This window comes from Nocardia sp. NPDC055053, from assembly GCF_053608285.1.
This window is the reverse complement of the sequence record NZ_JBSGVD010000011.1, coordinates 77,996-99,130: the sequence shown is the minus strand read 5'-3', so window position 1 is coordinate 99,130 and position 21,135 is coordinate 77,996. Positions and strand designations below refer to the sequence as shown.

Below are 21,135 nucleotides of genomic sequence, written 5' to 3'. Positions count from 1 at the left end.
GCGTCAATCCAGCATCGAGGCCGCCGAGAACGGGCGCGCGACGCTGGTGATCCGGCTCGGGTGCGGTGGGCACGGGCTCGAGCGGCGCTCGAACAGCGCGCGGGAAGGGCCGGTGGCAGCAGGGCCCGCGATGCGGGTCATGGTGAAACCGGCCCTGCGGTAGTAGTCGTGCAGCTCGGTGTTGGTGGTCCAGGCGTCCAGACGGACCCAGGAACGCTGCTGGTGCAGAGCCAGTTCGGTGGCGTGGGCGAGCATGTGGTGGCCGACCTGCCTGCCCGCGAAACACAGGTCGACGATCATGAAGTGCACGACGACGGCCTCGGCCAGCTCCCACGGCGACCACAGGCCCGGATCGGCACGGTGGTTGACGGTGATCGTGCCCGCCGGTTCACCGTCGACCTCGGCGATCCAGGTCTCGCCCGCGTCAAGGGCCCTGCCGACCGCGCCGGCGAAGATCTCGATGGGACGGCCGCGCCCCGCCACGGTCCACTGGTCGGAGCCGCGCGCGGTCAGCCAGGCGGTGCGTTGCACACGCAGGCGGCAGATCAGCGGTAGGTCGCCCAGGGCGGCTCGGCGCATCCGCACGGTCATGGCAATGCGACGGCAGGTTCGGATGTGATGCCGAGAGTGCGGGCGATGACGGCGGTGCCCGCCGCGTCGCCGAGTTGGTAGGCGAGGCGGTTTCGGCCTGCCAGACAACGATGCCGGGTCGCCCGGGTGACCCGTTCATGGTTGGCGCCGATGCGCAGGTGATCGAGCAGGACGGTGCCGGTGGCGACGCCGAGCACGGCCGCCTCCTCGGCGCTGGCCGGTCGTGCTGTCAAGGTGTCTCGATGGGCGGTCTCGCCGTAGCCGCTGTCGGCCAGGCGGCGGGTCGTGCCTTCGGGAATGTCGTGGGGTGAGTCGATACTCGCCGCTTCGGCGAGATCGCGTGGGTAGAAACTCACCTCCCACGACCACGGTTCGTTGTCCAGGTGCTGCACCACGGTGCGGGCCAGCACCCAGGAGTCGACGGGCACACCGAGCCAGTGCGCGACCTGACCGTCGGCGGGCTCCATCCTGGTGCTGAACTCCTTGGCCGGTTCGCGATTGGCCGCGCGCGCGATCTCCTCGAAGATGTCGTGCGCCGACCGCGGGCGATCAGGGCGAATATGGTCGGTGACCACGGATTCCAGCACTTCCTGGTTTCGCACGATGGTGCCGCGGGAAGTAGCTGTGTAGACGAGGTTTTCGGCGACGAGCACCTGGATCGCGTTGCGCGAGGTGGTGATCGAGACCTGCATCTGCTCGGCCAGTTCGGAATGGCTGGGCAGCCGGTCGCCCGGTTTCCACGTGCCCGCGCGGATCTCCTCACGGAGGAGGTCTGCGATCCGGAGGTAGGTCGGACCGTCCGCCATCATGCTCCTCGGTAGGTCGTGCAGGTAACGAAGTGTACTCGTCAGGGTTACCTACGGCCGAGTAATGCTTGACAGGAAGCTTGCGAGGTTTATTGTAATGAACGTCCTGATCCGGTGCTGTGCGGCGACGACGGCGAGGCAACGTGGCTGGTGCGGAGAGTTCTACGGTTGTAATGGCTTTCCCCGACACATTGCGGTGTGTCGATACCGCCGGGCCGCCGGCGACTACCGGTCTGCTGCCCTTCTCCGACATTCTCGTCCGGGCGTGTCGCGGACATCGGGTGGTGGGGGGACCGCTGCTGTGGTTCGCGCGCGATCTCGCGGTGCTGCACGAGAAGCGGATCGTCGGGCGCGGCGGATTCGTCGACACCGATCCGGTGGTGATGCGTGAGATCGATTGCCGCCGAGCCGAACTGGTGCTCGCCATCGACGACTGGGTGCACCGCGGTGTCCCGCAGCACCGCCTCGGCGCCACCCTGCACACCGAGACGATCGGCGCGGTCATCGACCGGCTGGCCGAGTCCTCGGTGCGCGCACACCACGCCCTGATGACCATGCCGGCCAACGACGAGATGCTGCACTGCGCATGGCACCACCTCGCCGAACTGGCCGACGCCTACGACGACCTGGTCCGCGATGTGATCGCAGGTCGCCGCAGGCTGCCGGAGTGGTGACCGGCGGTGTAGCTCAGCCGAAGCGGTGGTGATCGACGCCGAACTCGTCGGCCACCGTCGCCGCCAGCTCCACATACGCCCGCTTGGTCGTCTTGTGCAGGCGGTGCAGGTCGATCTCGGCGCCCTCGGACAGGTGCTCGTCGAACGGGATGATGTGTACCGCGCGGCAGCGGGACAGGAAGTACTCACGCAGTTGCTGCACACCGACATTCGGGGAACCCTCACGGGGCAGGTTGATCACCACGACCGCATTGCGGACCAGGTGGTCGTGCCCGTGCAGGGAGAGCCAGTCCAGCGTCGCCGCCGCGCTGCGCGCGCCGTCGATCGCGGCCGAGGAGATCAGCACCAGTGAGTGCGCCAGGTCGAGCACGCCGCTCATCGCCGAGTGCATCAGGCCGGTGCCGCAGTCGGTGAGGATGATGTTGTAGAACCGCTGCAGGATCCGGGCCACCGCCCGGTACTCCTCGTCGTTGAACGACTCCGAGGCGGCCGGATCACGTTCGCTGGCAAGCACTTCCAGCCTGCTCGAACTCTGCGAGGTGTGCCTGCGGACATCGGAGTAGCGCTCGATCGACGGGTCGAGCAGCAGGTCGCGCACGGTCGAACGGGTCTGCAGCGCCACCCGCTGCGACAGGGTGCCGAAGTCGGGGTTGGCGTCGACCGCGATCACCCGGTCGCCGCGGATCGAGGCGAAGATCGACCCGAGGCCGGTGGTGGTCGTCGTCTTGCCGACACCGCCCTTGAGCGAGAGCACCGCGATCCGGTAGTCGCCGCGCACCGGCTGGCGGATACGCGCCACCAGCTCTTGCAGCCGCCGCTCCTCGGCGGACATGCCCGGGTTGATCGCACCACCCGAAACATGGTGCACCGCTTTACGCCAGCCACTGCCCGGGGCCTTCTTGACGCGCTTGACTGGCACGTTGTCGAGGGAAGGCGGCTGGTAGCCCTGCTGCGGGTTGGCGCCCCAGCCTGGCTGCTGGTACTGGCCGGGCTGCTGGTACTGGCCCGGGGCTTGCTGCTGGTACGGCTGCGCGGCGGGCCCGCCCTGGAACTGCTGGGGCGCAACGTCACCCGGTTGCTGGTACGGCTGGGCACCGTCGCGCTGGTAGTGCGGCGCCGGTGTGCCGTCAGGCAGGAACTGCGGCGCGGGGTGCGGCGCAGGGGAGCCGTCCGGCTGGTGTTGCGGGGAACCGCCGGACTGGAACTGTTGCGGTGCAGCGCCGTCCGGTCGCTGGTGCGACTGAGCGGGGGCGGCGTCGGTCTGCTGGTAGTGCCGCGTGGCCGAGCTGTCGGGGCTCTGGTGCGTCGGCGCAGGCGAGCCGTCGGGCTGCGAATAGTGCTGCGGGGGTGTGCCGTCCGGACGGGGGTGCCCTGCCTGCTGGTTCGGCGGCGGCGTCGAGCCGTCCGGCTGCTGGAGGAACTGCTGCGCGGGGTCGCCCGGCTGGAACTGCGTAGTTGCCTGCTGGTATGGCGGAACCGGAGTGCCCGGCTGTGCGAATTCGCCCGAGCGATAGCCGGATTGCTGCTGGTACGGCTGCTGATCGGGTGTGCTCTGCCAGGTCGGCTGCGCGGAATCGCCACCGGGGGCCTGGTTCCGGGCGGCCTGTACGCGCGGGTCGTCCGGCCGGAACATCTCGGTCTGCGCGTCCGGGGCGAACTGGGGGCCGGGGGAGAGATCGCCGGGGACCGAGTTGTATTGCGCCGCATCGTAGGTCGGTGTCTGCGGGACGTACGGAGAGTGGTCGGGACCCGGTGCGTGCTGCGGAGGTACGACCGGCTCACCGGGCCGGTAGGGCGAGCCCCCGCCGGTGGATCCCCCTGCGGTGTAAGCGGGTCCGGAATCGGTGGCCGGCTGCGAAGAAGCGTCGGACGTGTTCGCAGTGTCCGGAAGGGTCCCGGCAGTGAGATCCGTCGGCAGGGCCATGCGGGTGGTCGCGTCGGCCGGGGCCTGGGCGGTAGGCACCGCATCGCTGGCTGACGGGTCGTAGGCGCTCGTGGGGGCGGAGCCGTCAGGTGACGGAGCGCCGGTGGACGGTCCACTCGTGGGCACGCCGCTGTCGGCAGGCGGCGGGAGGTGCGTCGCCGTGCTAGGCGGGGCCGAGGTACCGGAGGTGGACGGGTTGCTCAGGCGCGCAGGCGGTTCCGGCAGACGCGGGGGAGTCTGTGTGGCGTCCGGTGTGGCCGGGCGTGGATCCGGGTCGCCGATGGTCGCGGGGCCGGTCGGCGCCGGTGCTGCGGATTCGGGCTGATCGAGGCTGCGGCGGCCGCCGGCGCCCGCTTGTGCCTCGGTAGCCGGTGCGGCGGTGTCGGCCGGGTCCGGCAACCGCCGGGTGGCGCGGCCTTCGGACGGGCGAGCTTCGGCGTCGGGCTGGATCGCCGATGGTGCGTCGGTGGCGGGAGAGCGCAGCTCGGCGGCTGCCTCGTCCGGCATCGACCACGCATCGACCGACGAGCCGGCGCCGGTCGCCGGGGCATTCGCGCCGGTCGGCAGATCCGCGCCCGCGGAAGCGGGACCGACGGTCGGCGGCGTGAGCGGCTCGACAGGAGAGGCCGGTAGCGGACCGAAGAGCGGGTCCGGGGCGCCGATCGGCGAACTCGCGCCGATCGACGGTGCGGGCGAGTCGATGGCCGCGGTCGGGCCGAGGAGTGGGTCCGCGGAGCCGACCGGCGGCTCGGCCGGTGCCGTCAGGCGCGGCGGAGCTTCGGTCGGGCGGGTCCGGGTGGGCGGATCCGGCAGCGGTGGGGGAGGCGGGAGGTCGGGGAGCTGGCGCTGGCCGGGGCCGAGCGGGGTGAACCCGGTCGACGGTGGCGCGGGCGTGCGGGTCGGCAGGGCCGGGCCAGAGCGGTCGCCGCCCTGGGCTTCGGTCGGGTCGGCGTAGGCGGCGGGGCCTTCGGCCGAGCCGGCCGGACCGAGGTGCGGCGAAGTGGTCGGGACGCCGTGTGGTGCAGGTGCGTTGCTCGGACCGCCGTGCGAAGACGGAATAGCGGTCGGGTCGGCGTAGGCGCCTTCGGGCGAGCCGGTGTGGCCGATGTGCGGCGACGCGCTGCTCGGGCCGCCGTGCTGAGGTGGCGCGGTGTGCGGGAAAGGAGCGCCGGTCGGGCCCGCGTGGGTCGGCGGTCCGGGAACGGGTGGCTGCGGGACCGCCGGACCGCCCTCGCTGTACGGCGGCCGCTGCTCCTGTGGCCAGGGCGGTGGCATGCCGGGGCCGGCGGACGGTGCGTCGGGAGCCACCGTGTTCGGGCCACCCTGCCACCCGGTGTTCGGCTGCTCGCGGGGGTTCAGCGGATCGGCGCCCCAGCCGGACTGCTGCTGCTCGGCGGGTGGGCGTTGGTTCGCGCGCTCGGCGGCGGGTTCGGGCTGCCGCTGCGGCGCGGGCTGCTCGGGCTGCTGGTCATCGCCCCTGCGGCGGCGCCCGCGCTTGTCCTTCTTGGCGTCGTCGTTGCCGCCGCGGCTCATGAAGCGGCGGCGTTTGGGCGCCTCGTCGATCAGATCGTCCTGGGGCAGGTTCTCGACAGGTGCCTCGTACCCGGCCTGTGTGACGTCGCTCTCCGACAGCCACGGCGGCAACATGGGGAGACTGTCGTTGTTGCGGCTCACCGGCGCGCCTCGCTCACCAGGGTCCCCCGATCTGCTCGACCCACATCTGGACGCCGGTGAGTTTACGCGACAACCCGGGAGTCATGGCGGGCGGTCTGGGCGGGCGGTACGACGGTTGGCGGGTGTACGGTTCGGGGCATTTTTGCCTCTGGACACCCGGCCCGGTAAGCTTGAGCGGCGGTGCACCTATGCGCCGACTGTTCGCATGCCAGCGAGCAGCTACGAGGCAATCCAACTCAGGTTAGAAGCATAACCGGGATCGCGGAGGATATGGCGAAGAAAGACGGGGCCATCGAGGTCGAGGGTCGAGTTGTCGAGCCGCTGCCCAATGCGATGTTCCGGATCGAGCTCGAGAACGGTCACAAGGTTCTCGCGCACATCAGCGGAAAGATGCGGCAGCACTACATTCGCATCCTTCCGGAGGACCGCGTGGTCGTCGAGCTGTCGCCGTACGACCTCTCACGTGGCCGGATTGTCTACCGCTACAAGTGATGCCTGCCTGACGCCGCGAGCCTGACGGCACGCGGCGTCGCATGGTGTTCCGGCCGAGGCCGGAGCGCGCTACAAGACTTCCCCAGTCGTCGGCTGGGGAAAAACTGTGTTCACAGACCCTTGTGAGCCAAGGAAAGATTGGACGGACGTGAAGGTTCAGCCGAGCGTCAAGAAGATCTGCGAGAAGTGCAAGGTGATCCGCCGTCACGGCCGGGTCATGGTGATCTGCGACAACCTGCGCCACAAGCAGCGCCAGGGCTGATCCAGCAGCACCGCCGGGCACCGATCGTCTGATCGGACTGACCGAAAAGAAGAACTCCCAGCTCCAGCACGCACGCACGTGTGCGCGCCAACCACCGGTACGGAGGCCGGTGCCCCCACTGCGAAGACGGGGGGACGGACAGGGAGCAGACCTCCGCAACCATTAAGGAACCTGCCACATGGCACGTCTGATGGGCGTTGATCTCCCGCGCGAAAAGCGCATGGAGATCGCGCTGACCTACATTTTCGGAATCGGGCGCACCCGCGCCACCGAGATCCTGGCTCAGACCGGCGTCAGCCCGGACCTGCGCTCGAAGGATCTCAGCGACGACGACCTGACCAAGCTCCGCGACTACATCGAAGCCTCGGAGTTCAAGGTCGAAGGTGACCTGCGCCGCGAGGTTCAGGCCGATATTCGCCGCAAGATCGAGATCGGCTGCTACCAGGGCATCCGCCACCGTCGTGGCCTGCCCGTTCGTGGTCAGCGCACCAAGACCAACGCGCGTACGCGCAAGGGTCCGAAGAAGACCGTCGCCGGCAAGAAGAAGTAGGGATAGCGTATGCCTCCGAAGAGCCGGGCCGCTGGCCCGAAGAAGACTCAGAAGTCGCGTCGCCGGGATAAGAAGAACATCCCGCACGGCCACGCGCACATCAAGAGCACGTTCAACAACACGATCGTCTCGATCACCGACCCCGAGGGCAATGTCATCTCGTGGGCGTCGTCGGGCCACGTCGGCTTCAAGGGTTCGCGTAAGAGCACCCCGTTCGCCGCGCAGCTCGCCGCCGAGAACGCTGCCCGCAAGGCGCAGGAGAACGGCGTCAAGAAGGTCGACGTGTTCGTGAAGGGCCCGGGTTCGGGCCGCGAGACCGCGATCCGTTCGCTTCAGGCCGCTGGCCTCGAGGTCGGCTCGATCTCCGATGTCACCCCTCAGCCGCACAACGGCTGCCGGCCGCCCAAGCGCCGTCGCGTCTAGCGGGAAAGGAAACAGCTAAAAAATGGCTCGTTATACAGGCCCCATCACCCGCAAGTCGCGTCGTCTGCGCGTCGACCTCGTCGGAGGCGACCAGGCGTTCGAGCGTCGTCCTTACCCGCCCGGCCAGCACGGCCGCGCGCGGATCAAGGAATCCGAGTACCTGATGCAGCTGCAGGAGAAGCAGAAGGCTCGCTTCTCCTACGGCGTCATGGAGAAGCAGTTCCGTCGCTACTACGAAGAGGCCAACCGCCTCAAGGGTAAGACCGGCGACAACCTGCTCCGTCTGCTCGAGTCGCGTCTGGACAACGTCGTGTACCGCGCCGGTCTGGCGCGTACCCGTCGCCAGGCTCGCCAGCTGGTCAGCCACGGTCACTTCACCGTCAACGGTGTCAAGGTGAACGTGCCCAGCTACCAGGTCTCCCAGTACGACATCATCGATGTCAAGGAGAAGTCGCTGCCGACCCTGCCGTTCCAGGTGGCGCGTGAGACCGTCGGCGACCGTCCGGTCCCGGGTTGGCTGCAGGTCGTCCCCGGCCGTCTGCGCATCCTGGTGCACCAGCTGCCCGAGCGCGCGCAGATCGATGTGCCGCTGCAGGAACAGCTCATCGTCGAGTACTACTCGAAGTAAGCGCTTTAGGTGGGTGGCCGCAACAAGCGGCCACCCGCAATCACTGATTAGGCGTCAAATAGCGGACGCCCTGAACAGGAAGTAGATCCTCATGCTGATTTCCCAGCGTCCGACACTGACCGAAGAGGTTGTGGCGGAGAACCGCTCGAAGTTCACCATCGAACCCCTCGAGCCGGGCTTCGGTTACACCCTCGGCAACTCGCTGCGTCGTACCCTGCTGTCCTCCATCCCGGGGGCCGCGGTCACGAGCATCCGCATCGACGGTGTCCTGCACGAGTTCACCACCGTTCCCGGCGTGAAGGAAGATGTCACCGACATCATCCTGAACCTCAAGGGTCTGGTCGTGTCCTCCGAAGAGGACGAGCCGGTCACCATGTACGTGCGTAAGCAGGGCCCCGGCACCGTCACCGCTGGTGACATCGTGCCGCCCGCCGGCGTCGTCGTGCACAACCCGGACATGCACATCGCCACCCTGAACGACAAGGGCAAGCTCGAGATCGAGCTCGTCGTCGAGCGGGGCCGCGGTTACGTGCCCGCCGTGCAGAACAAGGCGACCGGCGCGGAAATCGGCCGGATCCCGGTGGATTCGATCTACTCCCCGGTGCTCAAGGTGACCTACAAGGTCGAGGCCACCCGTGTCGAGCAGCGCACCGACTTCGACCGTCTCATCCTCGACGTGGAGACCAAGAACTCCATCACGGCCCGGGACGCGCTCGCTTCGGCGGGTAAGACCCTGGTCGAGCTCTTCGGCCTGGCCCGTGAGCTCAACGTCGAAGCCGAGGGCATCGAGATCGGCCCCAGCCCGGCCGAGGCGGATCACATCGCCTCCTTCGGTCTGCCGATCGAGGACCTGGACCTCACCGTCCGGTCCTACAACTGCCTCAAGCGCGAGGGTGTGCACACGGTGGGCGAGCTTGTCGCCCGTACCGAGTCGGATCTGCTCGACATCCGCAACTTCGGCCAGAAGTCCATCGACGAGGTCAAGGTCAAGCTGCACGCGCTCGGCCTCTCGCTGAAGGACTCGCCCGCTTCGTTCGACCCGTCCTCCGTGGTGGGTTACGACGCGAGCACCGGCACCTGGAGCGATTCCGGCACCTTCAGTGACACCGACGGCGGCGAGCAGGACTACGCCGAGACCGAACAGCTCTAGATCTTCGGGGGGCACCCCGGACGATCTTTCCCAAGGAGAATCCAATGCCTAAGCCCAAGAAGGGTGCCCGCTTCGGCGGGTCGGCGTCGCACCAGAAGGCGATCTTCGCCAACCTGGCCACGGCGCTTTTCGAGCACGGTCGTATCACGACCACCGAGTCGAAGGCCAAGGCGGTTCGCCCCTACGCCGAGAAGCTCATCACCAAGGCGAAGGGCGGCACGCTGGCCGACCGTCGCGAGGTCATGAAGGTCATCCGCAACAAGGACATCGTGCACGCGCTGTTCGCGGAGATCGGCCCCTCGTTCGAGGGTCGCGAGGGTGGCTACACCCGCATCACCAAGGCGCTGCCGCGCAAGGGTGACAACGCGCCGATGGCCGTCATCGAGCTGGTCCGCGAGAAGACCGTGACCAACGAGGCCGATCGGGCCCGTCGCGTCGCCGCTTCGCAGAAGGCCGAGGCGCCCGCCGCCGAGGAGACCACCGAAGAGGTTGTCGCCGAGGCTCCGGCCGCCGACGAGGCCGCCGAGGACAAGAAGGACGCCTGATTCTTCAGGAGTCCGGCCGAGCCCGTCACCCTTCGTGGGTGACGGGCTCGTTCTTTTGCCAGTGACATCAGGTGCGGAGGAAGCGATGGACGACACCGAGCGGGAATCGATCCGGGTGCGGCTCGGGATCAGCTACGACGGCACCGATTTCACCGGCTGGGCGCGTCAGCCCGGCTTGCGCACGGTGCAGGGCACGCTGGAGGAGTCGCTGTCGAAGGTGTTCCGTGAGCCGATCCAGCTCACCGTCGCCGGGCGCACCGATGCCGGGGTGCACGCCGAAGGGCAGGTCGCGCACTTCGACACCACCGGCGAACTCGACGCCGACAAGCTGCTGTACCGGATGGCGCGTTTCCTGCCCAAGGACGTGCGCATCACCGAGGTCGCCCCCGCGCCCGCGGATTTCGATGCCCGCTTCTCCGCGATCCGCCGCCACTACGTCTACCGGCTGACCACCGCGCGCTACGGCGCCGAGCCGCTGCATGCCCGCAGCGTGGTCGCCGCCAAGCCGGGGCTCGATCTCGACGCGATGCGGGCCGCCTCGGCGACACTGCTCGGCCTGCACGATTTCGCCGCCTTCTGCCGTCGCCGCGAAGGCGCGACGACAGTGCGTGAGCTGCAACGATTCGACTGGGAACGCGACGGCGAGTTGCTCGACGCCTATGTCAGCGCCGATGCCTTCTGCTGGTCGATGGTGCGCAGTCTGGTCGGTGCGATTCTCGCTGTCGGTGAGGGCCGCCGGACACCCGAGTGGGTCGCGAGCCTGCTGACCGAGTCCGAGCGTTCGAGCTCGGTGACGGTCGCGCCCGCCCACGGTCTGAGCCTGATCGCCGTCGACTACCCGGCCGACGCCGACCTCGCCGCGCGCAATGCCCAGACCAGGGAGACCAGGACCCTGCCCGCCGCGGGAGGCTGCTGCGGCGATTAGTCGCTGCGTGGTTGCGGCTGTCGCCGCCTTGGCGGGGATACGATGGCCCGACTCGACGTCAGCGAGAAAGCCGGGCAGATGACAGGTGATTCTGGTGGCCGGGTTAGTCTTGTCCGGCGGATAGCCGTTGCCTTGCTGGTGGTTGCCACGGGGCTGTTCACCCTGACCGCCGTCGTCGCCGGTTATCTGCGCGCCGAAGTCCTCGACACCGATCACTATGTCGAGACGATGGCGCCGCTGGCCGACGATCCGGTGATCCAGAATGCCGTCGCTGACGCGTTGACCAGGACCGTCATGGCCCGGATCGACGTCGAGAGCGCGGCGTCCGGCCTGCTCGAGTCGATCGGTGATCCTGAGAGCCGCGGCCCGCTCGTCGCGGCACTGGTGCGTAGCCTGCCCTCGATGGTGGCTGCCCGATCCGAGGAGCTGGTCAGGGACGCGGCGACCGCCCTCGTGCGCAGCGACGCCTTTCCGCGGCTGTGGAACGCGGCGAACCGGCAGGCGCATCGGGCGCTGGTCGCGGTGCTGACCGGAGTGGATTCCGGTCTCGTTCAAGTGGATACCGGCGGCGTCGTGACGATCTCGCTGGATCAGATGCTGGACGAGGTCGGCGACGAGCTGGACAGTCGCGGATTCGCCCTGGCGGACCGGGTCGTCGACCTGCGGTCCGAATTCGTGATCTTCGAATCCGACGAGCTGGCCAAGGCCCAGCGTGCCGTGCGCCTGCTCGACCGACTGGCGATCGCGCTCGAGATCGCCGCGCTCGCCTGCGCGATCGGTGCGGTCCTGGTGGCCGGCAAGGGTTTTCGGCGGCGCGCGATCCTTGCCGTCGCCGCGAGCGTGCTGGTGGCCATGGTCGTGCTCGCGGTGGCGCTGATGATCGCGCGCGGTGTGTATCTGGATCATGTTTCGGCGCGGGACCTCTCGGAGGACGTCGCGCGCACCGTCTTCGACACGCTGTTGCTGCCGTTGCGGGTGAGCATGCGGGTGCTCGCGGTGCTCGGCGCTCTCGTCGCACTCGGCGCCTTCCTGGCCGGTCCGTCGGCATCTGCCAGCTGGGTGCGCACGTCCGCCGACCGGGTGCTGGATCGGCTCCGCCGGGGCGAACGCGGGCCGGTGGCGGGCTTCGTCGCGGCGAATATCGGCTGGTTGCGGTCCGCGGTGCTGATCGTCGCCGCGACGGTGCTGGTGTTCTGGGACTACCCGACCGCGCGGGTGGCGGTGCTGATCGCGGTGGTCGCGGGAGTGGCATTGGTGGCGCTGGAGATCATCGCCGGGCCACGGCGGATACCGTCCCCGCAGCGCTGACAAGTCGACACGAGGCCGGGCCTGCTGCGACGATCGGGCGATGACGGCGTTCGAGGGCTTCCCCGAGGTCTGCTCGACGGAGCAGACCTCGTCGCCGGAAGCGTTCGAATACTGGGAGGAACTGGTCGGCGGGGCGATCACGGAGGTATCGATCGCGCCGACGGTCGACGGCCCGTTCCAGGGGCAGATCAGGTCGGCCGACTTCGGTGAGGTCGCCGTCGGCACCGTGCGGGTGCAGGGGCATGAACTGCGCCGCACCCGGCGCCACATCGCCAGGGCCGACGAACTGCACGTCCTCGGCAGCGTCGTGCTCGGTGGCGGCGCCGAGGTGGAACACGCGGGCAACCGGGTCGTCCTGACGCCAGGATCGATGATCTTCTACGACACCGCCCGCCCGATTCTGTGGCGGTCGGACGTCATGATCGAGGACCTGACGATCCGGGTGCCGCGTCAGCGTGTGGTCGACTACCTCGGCATTCGCGCCGACGCGCTGCCCGCGGGGATGGTTGTCGGCGAGGTCGGCGTCGGATTCACCCTGGCCAGGTTCTTCCAGCGGGTCGCCGAATTGCGCCGCACCGATCCGCAGGCGGCCGCCGTGCTCGCGGGCAGTGGTATCGATCTGGTCGGCGCCGCCGCCGTGATCGCCGCCGGTGCGCGGCCGGGGGAGTCGCAGGCGCTCGCGCTGAGTGGCCAGCAGGTCCTGGACTATCTGCGCGCCAACTTCACCGACCCCGGGCTCACCGTCGACCGGATCGCGCAGGCCTGCCGGGTGTCGCGCCGCACGCTGTATCGGCTCGTCGAGGAGTTCGACGGCGGACTCGGGGCGATGCTGCGCGGGCTGCGGGTGGAGCGGGCGCGAAAGTTGCTGGAGTCCGCCGATATCGGCTCGATCGCGATGGTCGCCACCGCGTCCGGATTCGCGTCCGAACGTCAGTTCTATCGCGTGTTCCGGGCCGCGACCGGCATGACGCCGGGGGAATACCGGATGGTTGCCCGGCGGCAGCCCGTCGCCCGCTGAGCGCGACACGACGCGTATCGGGGATGCGTGATAAGCATCACAAACCGGCCGTACACGACTGAATGGTCCGGCCCGTATCTCCTGCAAAGGTCGGGGTCGGTTGAATATTTGATGAACGGCGAATATTCCATTCTGAATCGTACGGTGGCGACACATCCCCGAATCTGGCAGGCTCTGACATCAGGCGACGGGTGATTCATTGTGACGCCCGCGGTTTGCTGGTCGGTGGGCGAGAGAGCGGGGGTGGGTGGCGTGGAGTCGTCGGAGCCTCTTGTCGAGCTGCGGCTGAACGACGGTCCGGAATTGCGGGCGGGCGAGGCCTTCGCGCGGTGGGAGGCATCGCTGTCGGAAAGCTATGTGCCACTGGCGGTCGAACCCGAACGCGATCAGGCATTCCACGGGTGGATCGTGCGCGGCAGTATGCCCGGCTTCGAATTGTCCACGGTCGGTGCCAGTGGCCAGCGCATCCGGCGCACCAAGAGCGGCATCGCCAACACCGAGGGCGAGTTCCTGTTCGTCAGCATTCTCACCGCGGGTTTCGGCAGGATGCACCAGGACGGGCGCATCGCGGTGGTGCGACCGGGGGACATGGTCTTCTACGACACCACCCGGCCCTACCACTGGGACCTGGACGGCTCGTGGGCGCAGGTCGTGGCCAGGGTTCCGTTGGCTTTGCTCGGCGAACACGTCCCCACCGATCGCAGCGCGCTGCCCACCGCCGTGACCGTGCAGGCCGACAGTCCCGCCGGTGTCGTGGCCGGTTTCTTCCGCGATCTGGCCCGGATCCAGCAGAGCGCACCCGAGCAGGCCGCGGTGCTGGCCGCGAACGGGGTGAAGCTGCTGGCTTCGGCGATCACGCTCGCCGGTGGCTCGGTCCCGTCCGGGGTGTCGGCGCAGGCGCTGTCGCGGGAGCAGGTGCTGTCGTTCATGCGCGCGCGGTGTACCGACGCCGGCCTGACCGTCGACGAGATCGCCCGCGCGTGCCTGGTGTCGCGGCGCAGCCTGTACCGGCTGTTCGACGAGACCGGCGACGGGTTGAGCACGGTGCTGCGACGCATGCGCGTCGAGTACGCGCAGGTCCTGCTGATCCGCGACACCAGCCGGTCGACGGCGTCGATCGCGCAGGCCTCCGGCTTCGCCTCCGAACGCCATTTCTTCCGCGCTTTCCGGGTGGAGACCGGGATGACTCCCGGCGAGTACCGGCTGGTCACGGCACCCGTTTCCGGCCGCGGCGAAGACGGCCGCCACACCGCGTGAGCCGTTTCCGCATGGGCGATATGTCCGAATTCGCGTGGCATACTGTGCGCACGCGGACTGGCTGGCGATCGAGGGAGGGCGCGGGGTGGTGCTAAATCGACGGACGACGGTCAGTATTCGGACCGGACCCGATCAGCCTGCCCACCGCGTGGTCGAGCGCTGGGAATCGCTGATGAGCGAGACCTACATCCCGCTCGCGGTGACGCCTCACGCCACCGAGCGCTTCGGCGGCCGGATCGCCGCGACGGAGTTCGACGGGCTGCTGGTCACCTCGGTCCAGGCAGGCGCGCAGACCGTCCTGCGGACGCCTCGGCTGATCGGCGCGGCCGAGGATCGCTACATCCTGGCCAGCATCTACCTGGGCGGACGCGGTGTCATGCGGCAGGACGGCAGGACCGCGCACGTCGAGCCGGGCGGCATGGTGTTCTACGACAGCGCCCGGCCCTACCGCTGGGAGATCGACGAGGAGTTCGACAAGGTCGTCGTGCAGGTGCCGGTCTCCGCGCTCGACACCGTCGGCGCCCCGCTCGGCGCGGTGCCCTCGGCGATCGCGCTCGGTCCCGACCATCCGGCATCGGCGGTCGGCGCGTATTTGCGCGGCCTGGCGCGGGTGCAGCACAACGACCCCGAGGTGGCCGTCGAATTGGCCAGGCACGGCGTCGCGATGATGGCGTCGGCGCTGGCTCTCGCCGCCGGTTCGATCCCGCGCGGGCCGTCGGCCGCCGAGCTCACCCGGGCCAGGGTCATCGCGTTCATGCGGCGCCGCTTCGCCGATGCCGATCTCACCGTCGACGCGGTCGCGCTTCGTTTCGCCATTTCCCGCCGCACCCTCTACCGCCTGTTCGAAGGCGAGGACGGTCCGGCCCGCCGCTTGCTGCGGATGCGGCTCGACCATGCCTGCGAACTGCTGCGCGACGGGCGGATGCGCTCGATCGAGGAGATCGCCGCGGCCGCTGGATTCGCCGCGGAACGGCACTTCTACCGCGTATTCCAAGCGGAATTCGGCATGGCTCCCGGTGAATACCGCGCCGGATACCGGCTTTGTTCCAGCCTGTGAGCGGCTAATCGAAGATATCCCTTTTCAGACCGGTGATAGCGGTTCGCAGTTCTGCGTGCGTGTGGAATGCTTAGTACGGGACACGAGGTTTCCGGGGAAAATCGGTTGTACCCAGCCTTTGGGCGCCGGACTTTCGGGGAAATTCGCCGGTTTGGCACGGACGGTCAGTCGAGTGGCACGCTATGACAGTTTATGTCGCGGCCATCTGCGGGAGAGTGAATCGAACACCTTTCACGGAGTGAGCGACAAGGGGTCACGATGTTTGGTCGGGTACGCGTGGCTGCGGTGCAAGCCGAGCCGAAGTGGTTGAACTTGTCCGCCGGAGTCGAACAGGCCATCGAGCTGATCGACGAGGCCGCCGATGGTGGTGCGCAGCTGGTCGCGTTCCCCGAGACATTCCTGCCCGGGTTCCCCTGGTGGATGTGGCTCAATTCGGTCGACTGGGGCGAAGAATTCATCGCGCGCTACCTGGCCAACGCACTGACCGCCGAAGGGCCGGAGCTGCGGGCGATCGCCTACGCCGCGCGGCGCAAGGGCATTCACGTCTCGATCGGTTTCGCCGAGCGCGCCGGCCGCGAGGTATTCATGTCCCAGGCGCTCATCGACGTGAAAGGCGAGATCGCGATCGCCCGCAAGGCGGAGCCGACCGGGCTGGAGCGCACCGTCTTCAGCGCCGCCGACAGCGAGCTGCTTGTCCGCGACACCGAACTCGGCCGGATCGGTGTCCTCGGCGGGGCCGACCACATGCGTCCCGCGGTGCGCTCCCGGATGCACGACGAGCGCGAGCAGATCCACATCGCCGCGTGGTCGGGCTTCACCGTGTACTACGGCGAGGGCAAGGAGTGGGGTCCGGAACTCAACACCGCGGCCAGCGTGCGCTACGCGATGGACGGCTCGGCCTATGTGCTCGCGCCCGTCGCCGTGGTTCCGGTCGCGGGCTGGGAAGTCGTCGACGCGCGCCTGCCGGGTCGCCGGCTGTTGCGTGGCGGCGGTGGTGTCTCCCGGATCTTCGGTCCCGGCGGCCTCGAGCTGGCCCCGCCGTTGCTCGAGGGGGAGGAAGGCCTGCTGTTCGCCGATCTGGACATCACCCGTGCGGTGCGGTCGGTCGCGCACAGTGAGTGCACCGAGAACTTCCGGGTGCCGAGCGGCCGGGTCGCGCGGCGGGAGCCCGTGCGGGCCGAACTCGCGGGGGCCTGAGGATCGGGCCGACAGGTCAGGAGCGGACCAGCCGCGCGATCGCGTCGGTCGCCTCTTTGATCTTGGCTTCGGCCTCGGGCCCACCGGCCACCGCCGCGTCGACGACGCAGTGCGAGATGTGGTCCTCGAGCAGGCCCATCGCGACCGCCTGGAGTGCCTTGGTCATCGCGGATACCTGCGTCAGGATGTCGATGCAGTACTTCTCCTCCTCGACCATCCGCTGCAGGCCGCGGGCCTGGCCCTCGATGCGGCGCAGGCGCTTGAGGTAGTCGTCCTTGGCGGTGATGTAGCCGTGGCCGTGGCCCGCGTGCTCGCCGCCGGTAGCGGTGTCGGGGGTGGGTGCAGTCACCGAAGGTCTCCTCGCCGGCCGGGATGCTCGCCTGTGCGAGCTAATACCCCCCTAGGGTACAGTTTCCGGCCGGAATTGTCAGATAGGACCGTCCGCGCGATCCCGGTGATGCGCGCGACCTGCCCGGACGGGAGAATCACCGGTATGAGTTCGCTTCCCCGGCCCGCCCTCGCCGTTATCGGCGGCAGCGGTTTCTATGACTTCTTCGACAACGACGCCACCCACGTCGAGGTCGACACACCGTACGGCGCGCCGAGCGCGCCCGTCGCGGTCGGCGAGGTCGACGGTCGTGCCGTCGCGTTCCTGCCGCGCCACGGCAAGCAGCACGAGTTCGCGCCGCACACCCTGCCGTACCAGGCCAACATGTGGGCGCTGCGCTCGCTCGGCGTGCGCCGGATCTTCGCGCCGTGTGCCGTCGGCAGCCTGCGCGCCGACTGGGGTCCTGGCACCGTGGCCGTGCCCGACCAGCTCGTCGACCGGACCTCGGGCCGCCCGCAGACCTACTTCGACGGCGGCGGCGTCCACGTCTCCTTCGCCGACCCCTACTGCGACGAACTGCGCACGGCCGCGGTGAAGTCCGCCGGTCACGACCTGCGGATGGAGGACTCCGGCACCATGGTCGTCGTGCAGGGTCCGCGCTTCTCCACCAGGGCCGAGAGCCGCTGGTTCGCCGGGCAGGGCTGGGACCTGGTCAACATGACCGGCCACCCCGAAGCGGTGCTCGCCCGCGAACTCGAGATGTGCTACGCCGCGGTCGCTCTCGTCACCGACCTGGACGCGGGTCTCGAGGAGGGCGACGGCGTGCACGCGGTGAACGTGTTCGCCGAGTTCAAGAAGAACCTCGGCCCGTTCAAGGAGCTCATGCGCCGCGCGGTCGCCGCGGTCGACGGCGAGGACACCTGCGAGCGCTGCCGCGTGCACGCCGGGGTATCGCTGCCCTTCGAACTGCCCTGATCACGCGGGCGGCGCGGTGACCTGCAGCTGAGCGAGCACGAAGACAGGCCCCGCGCCGTCGCCCGCGGGCAACGGCGAGACCTGGATATCCGCGACGAGCCACCCACCCGGCTCGGCGGCCAGCCGCACCGCGGTCAGCGCGGCGCTGGCGGCACCGGCCAGGATCTGCGCGCGAGCGGCGGCGATCCTGACCCGGTCCTCGGGATGCGGGATCAGCCGTTCGTCGATCCCGCGCCAGCGCAGCCCTGGCACCGGTTCGGTGACCCACCGAACCTGGCGGACCTGCGCGGTATCGAGAATGCACAGGTACAGGCCGGGCTGGGTGTTCCTGAGCAACTCGAGGGTCGCCGCCTCGAACGACTTGTGTTGCGGGGCAATGCTGTCGGTGACGTCCACCGAGAGGCCACGCCAGGAGAACCGCTGCCCCTGCGCTCCGTTGCGCGCGGCCACCAGCAGCGACCGCGGACCCGCCGCCGAGTGCACGGTCGCCACCTCGGACCACCGGCTGCCCGGCTCGGAGCGCGTCAGGGCGGCGACGATATCGAGTGCGCGATCGAAGCGCTCGATCCGCTGGAACGGCTCCGCGCCGCGGTATTCGACCGGCGCGGAACCGAAATGCGGGCCGAGACCGGCGGGACGGGACCACACGATCCTGGCTCGCGCGTCGATCTGGAACGGCGCAACCCGAAGCTCCCCGGCGGGCGCCTGGTCACCCACCCACACCTTCACCGCGTGCGCGCGCGACCCCGGCCACACCACGGGCTCGGCCCGCAATCGCATCTCCGACCACGGATTCCGGGATTTCGGCAGCACCCGCTCGACCGGTGCGCCGGAGTCGTGGGCGGCGACGACCAGCGGCTGCAGCGCGGCCGGAATCGCCCGCTGATACGACGCCCAGTCCCGCGGGGTTGTGCCCGCGGTCAACATCGACCACGTGTCCGGCGCGCCGAGCGTCTCCACCAGCTGCCACCGCCCGATGATCACGTCCTGCCCCCTTCCGTGCGACTGTGCCATCGTGCCCGATCCGCAATGCGCCGCTGGTAGGGGGTCTGGTCGGCATCGATAAGCTCGGGGGATGGACACACCGCTGCGGTTGGAGGTCGTCGTCGCCAGTACCCGCCCCGAGCGGTTCGCGCCGGTGGTGGCCGACTGGTTCCTCGGGATGGTCGCCGGGCGACCGGAATTCGAGGTCGGCGTGCTCGACCTGCGCGACATCGCGTTGCCCGTCGACCTCACCGAAACACCCGAGGTCGACACGTTCCGGGCCAGGCTGGCCGCCGCCGACGCGTTCGCGGTCGTCACCTCCGAGTACAACCACGGCTACCCGGCGTCCCTGAAAACGGCACTCGACAGCGCCAAACGCGAATGGCGGGCCAAGCCGATCGGTTTCGTCTCCTACGGCGGGCTCTCGGGCGGCTTGCGCGCGGTCGAGCAGTTGCGGCAGGTGGTCGCCGAACTGCACATGGTCTCGGTGCGCGAGTCGGTGAGCTTCGCCCAGGCCAAACGACGATTCGACGCACAGGGTGCGACCGACGACCATGCCGCCATCGACGCGAGTGCCAGGATGCTCGGCCAATTGGCTTGGTGGGGGCGGACTCTGCGCGCCGCCAGAGCCGTGGACCCTTATCCCGGCTGAGCGCTCAGCTGTCTGCCAGGGCGGCACGGCATCTTCGTGCAATCCGGCCGCCGACGGTCAGGCGTTGGCCATCGAGCGTTGACCGCGCGGCTGGCCGATGTAGGTCGCCTCACGCGGGATCGACACCAGGGTGAGGTTGACCCTGGTCGTTCCGGTGCGCAGCACCACCCGGTTACCGATCGCGCCCGGCTGGTAGATCTCCAGATCGGGGCGGGAAGCGGGCCAGCCGTTGGGATCGCCGGTCAGATAGATCGTGGTGACACCGGCGTGCGGAGCGGGCGCCAGCACACCGTCGACGACGGTCGCGGTGAAACCCGCGTCGGACTGGTGTGTTTCGACCGCGATGGTCAGCCGCTCCGGGTTGCCGACGGTGCTCACCAGCTGCTCCCAGGCCTGCGCCCGGTCGGTCCGCACGAGCACCCGCTCGCCGACCGCGAGCGCGCGGAACACCAGCTGCTGGGCCAGATACAGCTCGCCCGCCACATAGACCGAGGAGATACCGGCACCGATGATCCTGGCGGCGACGCCGTTGCCCTCGTCGTCGGAACCGAGCAGCTGACCGCAGCCGGCCGACGGCAGGTGCAGCGCCCCGATGACATCGATCGGATACTCGGTGGTCGGCACGGTGTCGTCCACGCCGGGCACCGCGATCGGCAGATGCGCGAGCAGCGCGTCCCGGTGCCTGCCGTTCATCGACACCATGCCCTTGGTCGTCGACTTCTCCGGCAGCTCGCGGGCGGTCAATCGCCAAGCGGCGCCGACACTCACCGATTCGGCGTCGCTACCCGGACGCAGCCGCACGGCGACCGTGGTGCCGCGCGAGGGCGCGACCCACAGCTGCGCGAGCAGATCCGAACCGAGCTGCTTGGGATCGACCGCGCTGCCGATATTGACCGTGTTGCCGATCTCGGCGTACTTCCACCGCTGGGTGAGCGTGCGCGGGTCGAGGCCGGCGGTGATCTGCTGCACGGCCTTACGGATCTCGGGCGCGGTGAGAATGCGGGCGCTGCAGTCGGCGTCCTCGAGCGTGCGCATGATCCGCTGGGTCGCGATGGTGACCGCGCGCGAAGCGCCGTCGGTGCCGCCGCCGCGCCGGGCCGTCGCGTCGGGGCAGGCGACCGAGTCGTAGCTGATCGCGAGCCAGACCGTGCGATGCGCGGTGGCGGGCAGCGGGCCGAGCAGCGATTCGTAGATCGCGCCCGCGGGCGTGCCGGAGCGGCTGCGGTGGCCGTGGCTGATGATGTCGATGCCGCTGAGCAGGATGTCGTGCTGGTTGAGGCAGGCGGCGAGCTCGGGCAGGGGGAGCAGGTGCGAGGCGTGCACGGCGTTGCGGGCGATCCTGGTCAGCCCGCCCTTGGGCGGCAGCACCTCGACGACGGTGACCACGCGGCTGCCGTCCCAGTACAGGCCGAGTGAACGGCCGTCTGTGTCACGGAAGTCGACGGTATCGCCGAGGGTGTAGTCGCGCTTGCCCGTGTAGCTGCGGATGGTGCTCAGCCAGTCGAGGATGGTCCGCTTGCCGATCGGGATCAGCGGCACCAGCGCGACGACGACGGCGATGCCGAGCGCGGGGAAGGGACCGAGGCCGCACACCAAGGTGACGAGTCCCGCGGTCAAGCCGAGCACCTGAGCGATGAGCAGGTGCGGCAACGTGATGCGACCGAACAGCGGACGCGGACCCGCACCAGTGAACTCGGCCATTGGTTCCTCCCCCG

Annotated in this window: 22 protein-coding genes; 16 read left to right on the top strand and 6 right to left on the bottom strand. The window is 69.1% G+C overall.

Going from position 1 to position 21,135, the window contains the following annotated elements:
• Nucleotides 1-3: 3 nt before the first annotated feature.
• Nucleotides 4-591, bottom strand: coding sequence for a GNAT family N-acetyltransferase (locus ACWF82_RS14385; RefSeq protein WP_452501290.1), 588 nt, complete (start codon nt 589-591; stop codon nt 4-6).
• Nucleotides 588-1,397 carry a GntR family transcriptional regulator gene (locus ACWF82_RS14380; RefSeq protein WP_452501288.1) on the bottom strand — a complete coding sequence of 270 codons (810 nt, stop codon included), beginning with the start codon at nt 1,395-1,397 and terminating at the stop codon, nt 588-590. The genes ACWF82_RS14385 and ACWF82_RS14380 overlap by 4 nt, the downstream gene beginning before the upstream one ends.
• A 284-nt stretch (nt 1,398-1,681) precedes the next feature.
• Here ACWF82_RS14380 and ACWF82_RS14375 point away from each other — a divergent pair, with 284 nt between their 5' ends.
• Nucleotides 1,682-2,071: a DUF4254 domain-containing protein gene (locus ACWF82_RS14375; protein ID WP_379081114.1), complete on the top strand. Its 390-nt coding sequence runs from the start codon at nt 1,682-1,684 to the stop codon at nt 2,069-2,071.
• A gap of 13 nt (nt 2,072-2,084) precedes the next feature.
• Here the strand turns inward: ACWF82_RS14375 and ACWF82_RS14370 are convergent, their stop codons facing one another.
• Nucleotides 2,085-5,669 (bottom strand): nucleotide-binding protein, encoded by a 3,585-nt coding sequence (locus ACWF82_RS14370; protein ID WP_452501286.1) that lies wholly within the window; start codon nt 5,667-5,669, stop codon nt 2,085-2,087.
• 270 nt (nt 5,670-5,939) lie between these two features.
• On the opposite strand from ACWF82_RS14370, the gene infA reads away from it, so the two are divergent.
• The 13 genes from infA (at nt 5,940) to ACWF82_RS14305 (ending at nt 16,481) form a co-directional block, all read left to right on the top strand.
• Entirely contained in the window at nt 5,940-6,161 is a 222-nt protein-coding gene (gene infA, locus ACWF82_RS14365) for a translation initiation factor IF-1 (protein ID WP_003418601.1), read from the top strand.
• Between the two features lie 148 nt (nt 6,162-6,309).
• Nucleotides 6,310-6,423, top strand: coding sequence for a 50S ribosomal protein L36 (gene rpmJ, locus ACWF82_RS14360; protein ID WP_011207363.1), 114 nt, complete (start codon nt 6,310-6,312; stop codon nt 6,421-6,423).
• A gap of 178 nt (nt 6,424-6,601) precedes the next feature.
• A complete protein-coding gene (rpsM, locus tag ACWF82_RS14355) occupies nt 6,602-6,973 on the top strand; it encodes a 30S ribosomal protein S13 (RefSeq protein ID WP_019045109.1) in 372 nt (123 codons plus the stop codon).
• 9 nt (nt 6,974-6,982) lie between these two features.
• Nucleotides 6,983-7,396, top strand: coding sequence for a 30S ribosomal protein S11 (gene rpsK, locus ACWF82_RS14350; protein WP_019045110.1), 414 nt, complete (start codon nt 6,983-6,985; stop codon nt 7,394-7,396).
• Nucleotides 7,397-7,418: 22 nt separating this feature from the next.
• The gene (gene rpsD / locus ACWF82_RS14345) at nt 7,419-8,024 is read left to right on the top strand and encodes a 30S ribosomal protein S4 (RefSeq protein ID WP_378845530.1); all 606 of its coding nucleotides are present in this window, start codon (nt 7,419-7,421) and stop codon (nt 8,022-8,024) included.
• Nucleotides 8,025-8,115: 91 nt separating this feature from the next.
• On the top strand, nt 8,116-9,174 hold the full coding sequence (locus ACWF82_RS14340) for a DNA-directed RNA polymerase subunit alpha (protein WP_022567324.1): 1,059 nt from the start codon (nt 8,116-8,118) through the stop codon (nt 9,172-9,174).
• 44 nt (nt 9,175-9,218) lie between these two features.
• Nucleotides 9,219-9,719 (top strand): 50S ribosomal protein L17, encoded by a 501-nt coding sequence (rplQ, locus tag ACWF82_RS14335; protein ID WP_378845528.1) that lies wholly within the window; start codon nt 9,219-9,221, stop codon nt 9,717-9,719.
• Between the two features lie 85 nt (nt 9,720-9,804).
• Nucleotides 9,805-10,644: a tRNA pseudouridine(38-40) synthase TruA gene (truA, locus tag ACWF82_RS14330; protein ID WP_452501283.1), complete on the top strand. Its 840-nt coding sequence runs from the start codon at nt 9,805-9,807 to the stop codon at nt 10,642-10,644.
• A gap of 132 nt (nt 10,645-10,776) precedes the next feature.
• Entirely contained in the window at nt 10,777-11,952 is a 1,176-nt protein-coding gene (locus ACWF82_RS14325) for a hypothetical protein (protein WP_452501281.1), read from the top strand.
• A gap of 40 nt (nt 11,953-11,992) precedes the next feature.
• A complete protein-coding gene (locus ACWF82_RS14320) occupies nt 11,993-12,970 on the top strand; it encodes a helix-turn-helix domain-containing protein (protein WP_452501280.1) in 978 nt (325 codons plus the stop codon).
• Between the two features lie 252 nt (nt 12,971-13,222).
• A complete protein-coding gene (locus ACWF82_RS14315) occupies nt 13,223-14,227 on the top strand; it encodes a helix-turn-helix domain-containing protein (protein WP_452501278.1) in 1,005 nt (334 codons plus the stop codon).
• A gap of 172 nt (nt 14,228-14,399) precedes the next feature.
• The gene (locus ACWF82_RS14310) at nt 14,400-15,284 is read left to right on the top strand and encodes an AraC-like ligand-binding domain-containing protein (RefSeq protein ID WP_452501276.1); all 885 of its coding nucleotides are present in this window, start codon (nt 14,400-14,402) and stop codon (nt 15,282-15,284) included.
• A 258-nt stretch (nt 15,285-15,542) separates the two neighbouring features.
• Entirely contained in the window at nt 15,543-16,481 is a 939-nt protein-coding gene (locus ACWF82_RS14305; protein WP_452501274.1) for a nitrilase-related carbon-nitrogen hydrolase, read from the top strand.
• Nucleotides 16,482-16,497: 16 nt separating this feature from the next.
• Here ACWF82_RS14305 and ACWF82_RS14300 read toward each other — a convergent pair whose 3' ends face one another.
• Complete coding sequence (locus ACWF82_RS14300; RefSeq protein ID WP_379081090.1) at nt 16,498-16,830, bottom strand: metal-sensitive transcriptional regulator; 333 nt, start codon at nt 16,828-16,830, stop codon at nt 16,498-16,500.
• A gap of 144 nt (nt 16,831-16,974) precedes the next feature.
• On the opposite strand from ACWF82_RS14300, the gene ACWF82_RS14295 reads away from it, so the two are divergent.
• Nucleotides 16,975-17,784: an S-methyl-5'-thioadenosine phosphorylase gene (locus ACWF82_RS14295; RefSeq protein WP_452501272.1), complete on the top strand. Its 810-nt coding sequence runs from the start codon at nt 16,975-16,977 to the stop codon at nt 17,782-17,784.
• On the opposite strand, the gene ACWF82_RS14290 is transcribed toward ACWF82_RS14295, so the two are convergent.
• Entirely contained in the window at nt 17,785-18,798 is a 1,014-nt protein-coding gene (locus ACWF82_RS14290; protein ID WP_452501270.1) for a GAF domain-containing protein, read from the bottom strand.
• Between the two features lie 61 nt (nt 18,799-18,859).
• Between ACWF82_RS14290 and ACWF82_RS14285 the strand changes: the two genes are divergently transcribed.
• The gene (locus ACWF82_RS14285; RefSeq protein WP_452501268.1) at nt 18,860-19,420 is read left to right on the top strand and encodes an NADPH-dependent FMN reductase; all 561 of its coding nucleotides are present in this window, start codon (nt 18,860-18,862) and stop codon (nt 19,418-19,420) included.
• Nucleotides 19,421-19,477: 57 nt separating this feature from the next.
• On the opposite strand, the gene eccE is transcribed toward ACWF82_RS14285, so the two are convergent.
• Nucleotides 19,478-21,121, bottom strand: a complete 1,644-nt coding sequence (eccE, locus tag ACWF82_RS14280; protein WP_452501266.1) for a type VII secretion protein EccE — start codon at nt 21,119-21,121, stop codon at nt 19,478-19,480.
• Nucleotides 21,122-21,135: the final 14 nt, after the last annotated feature.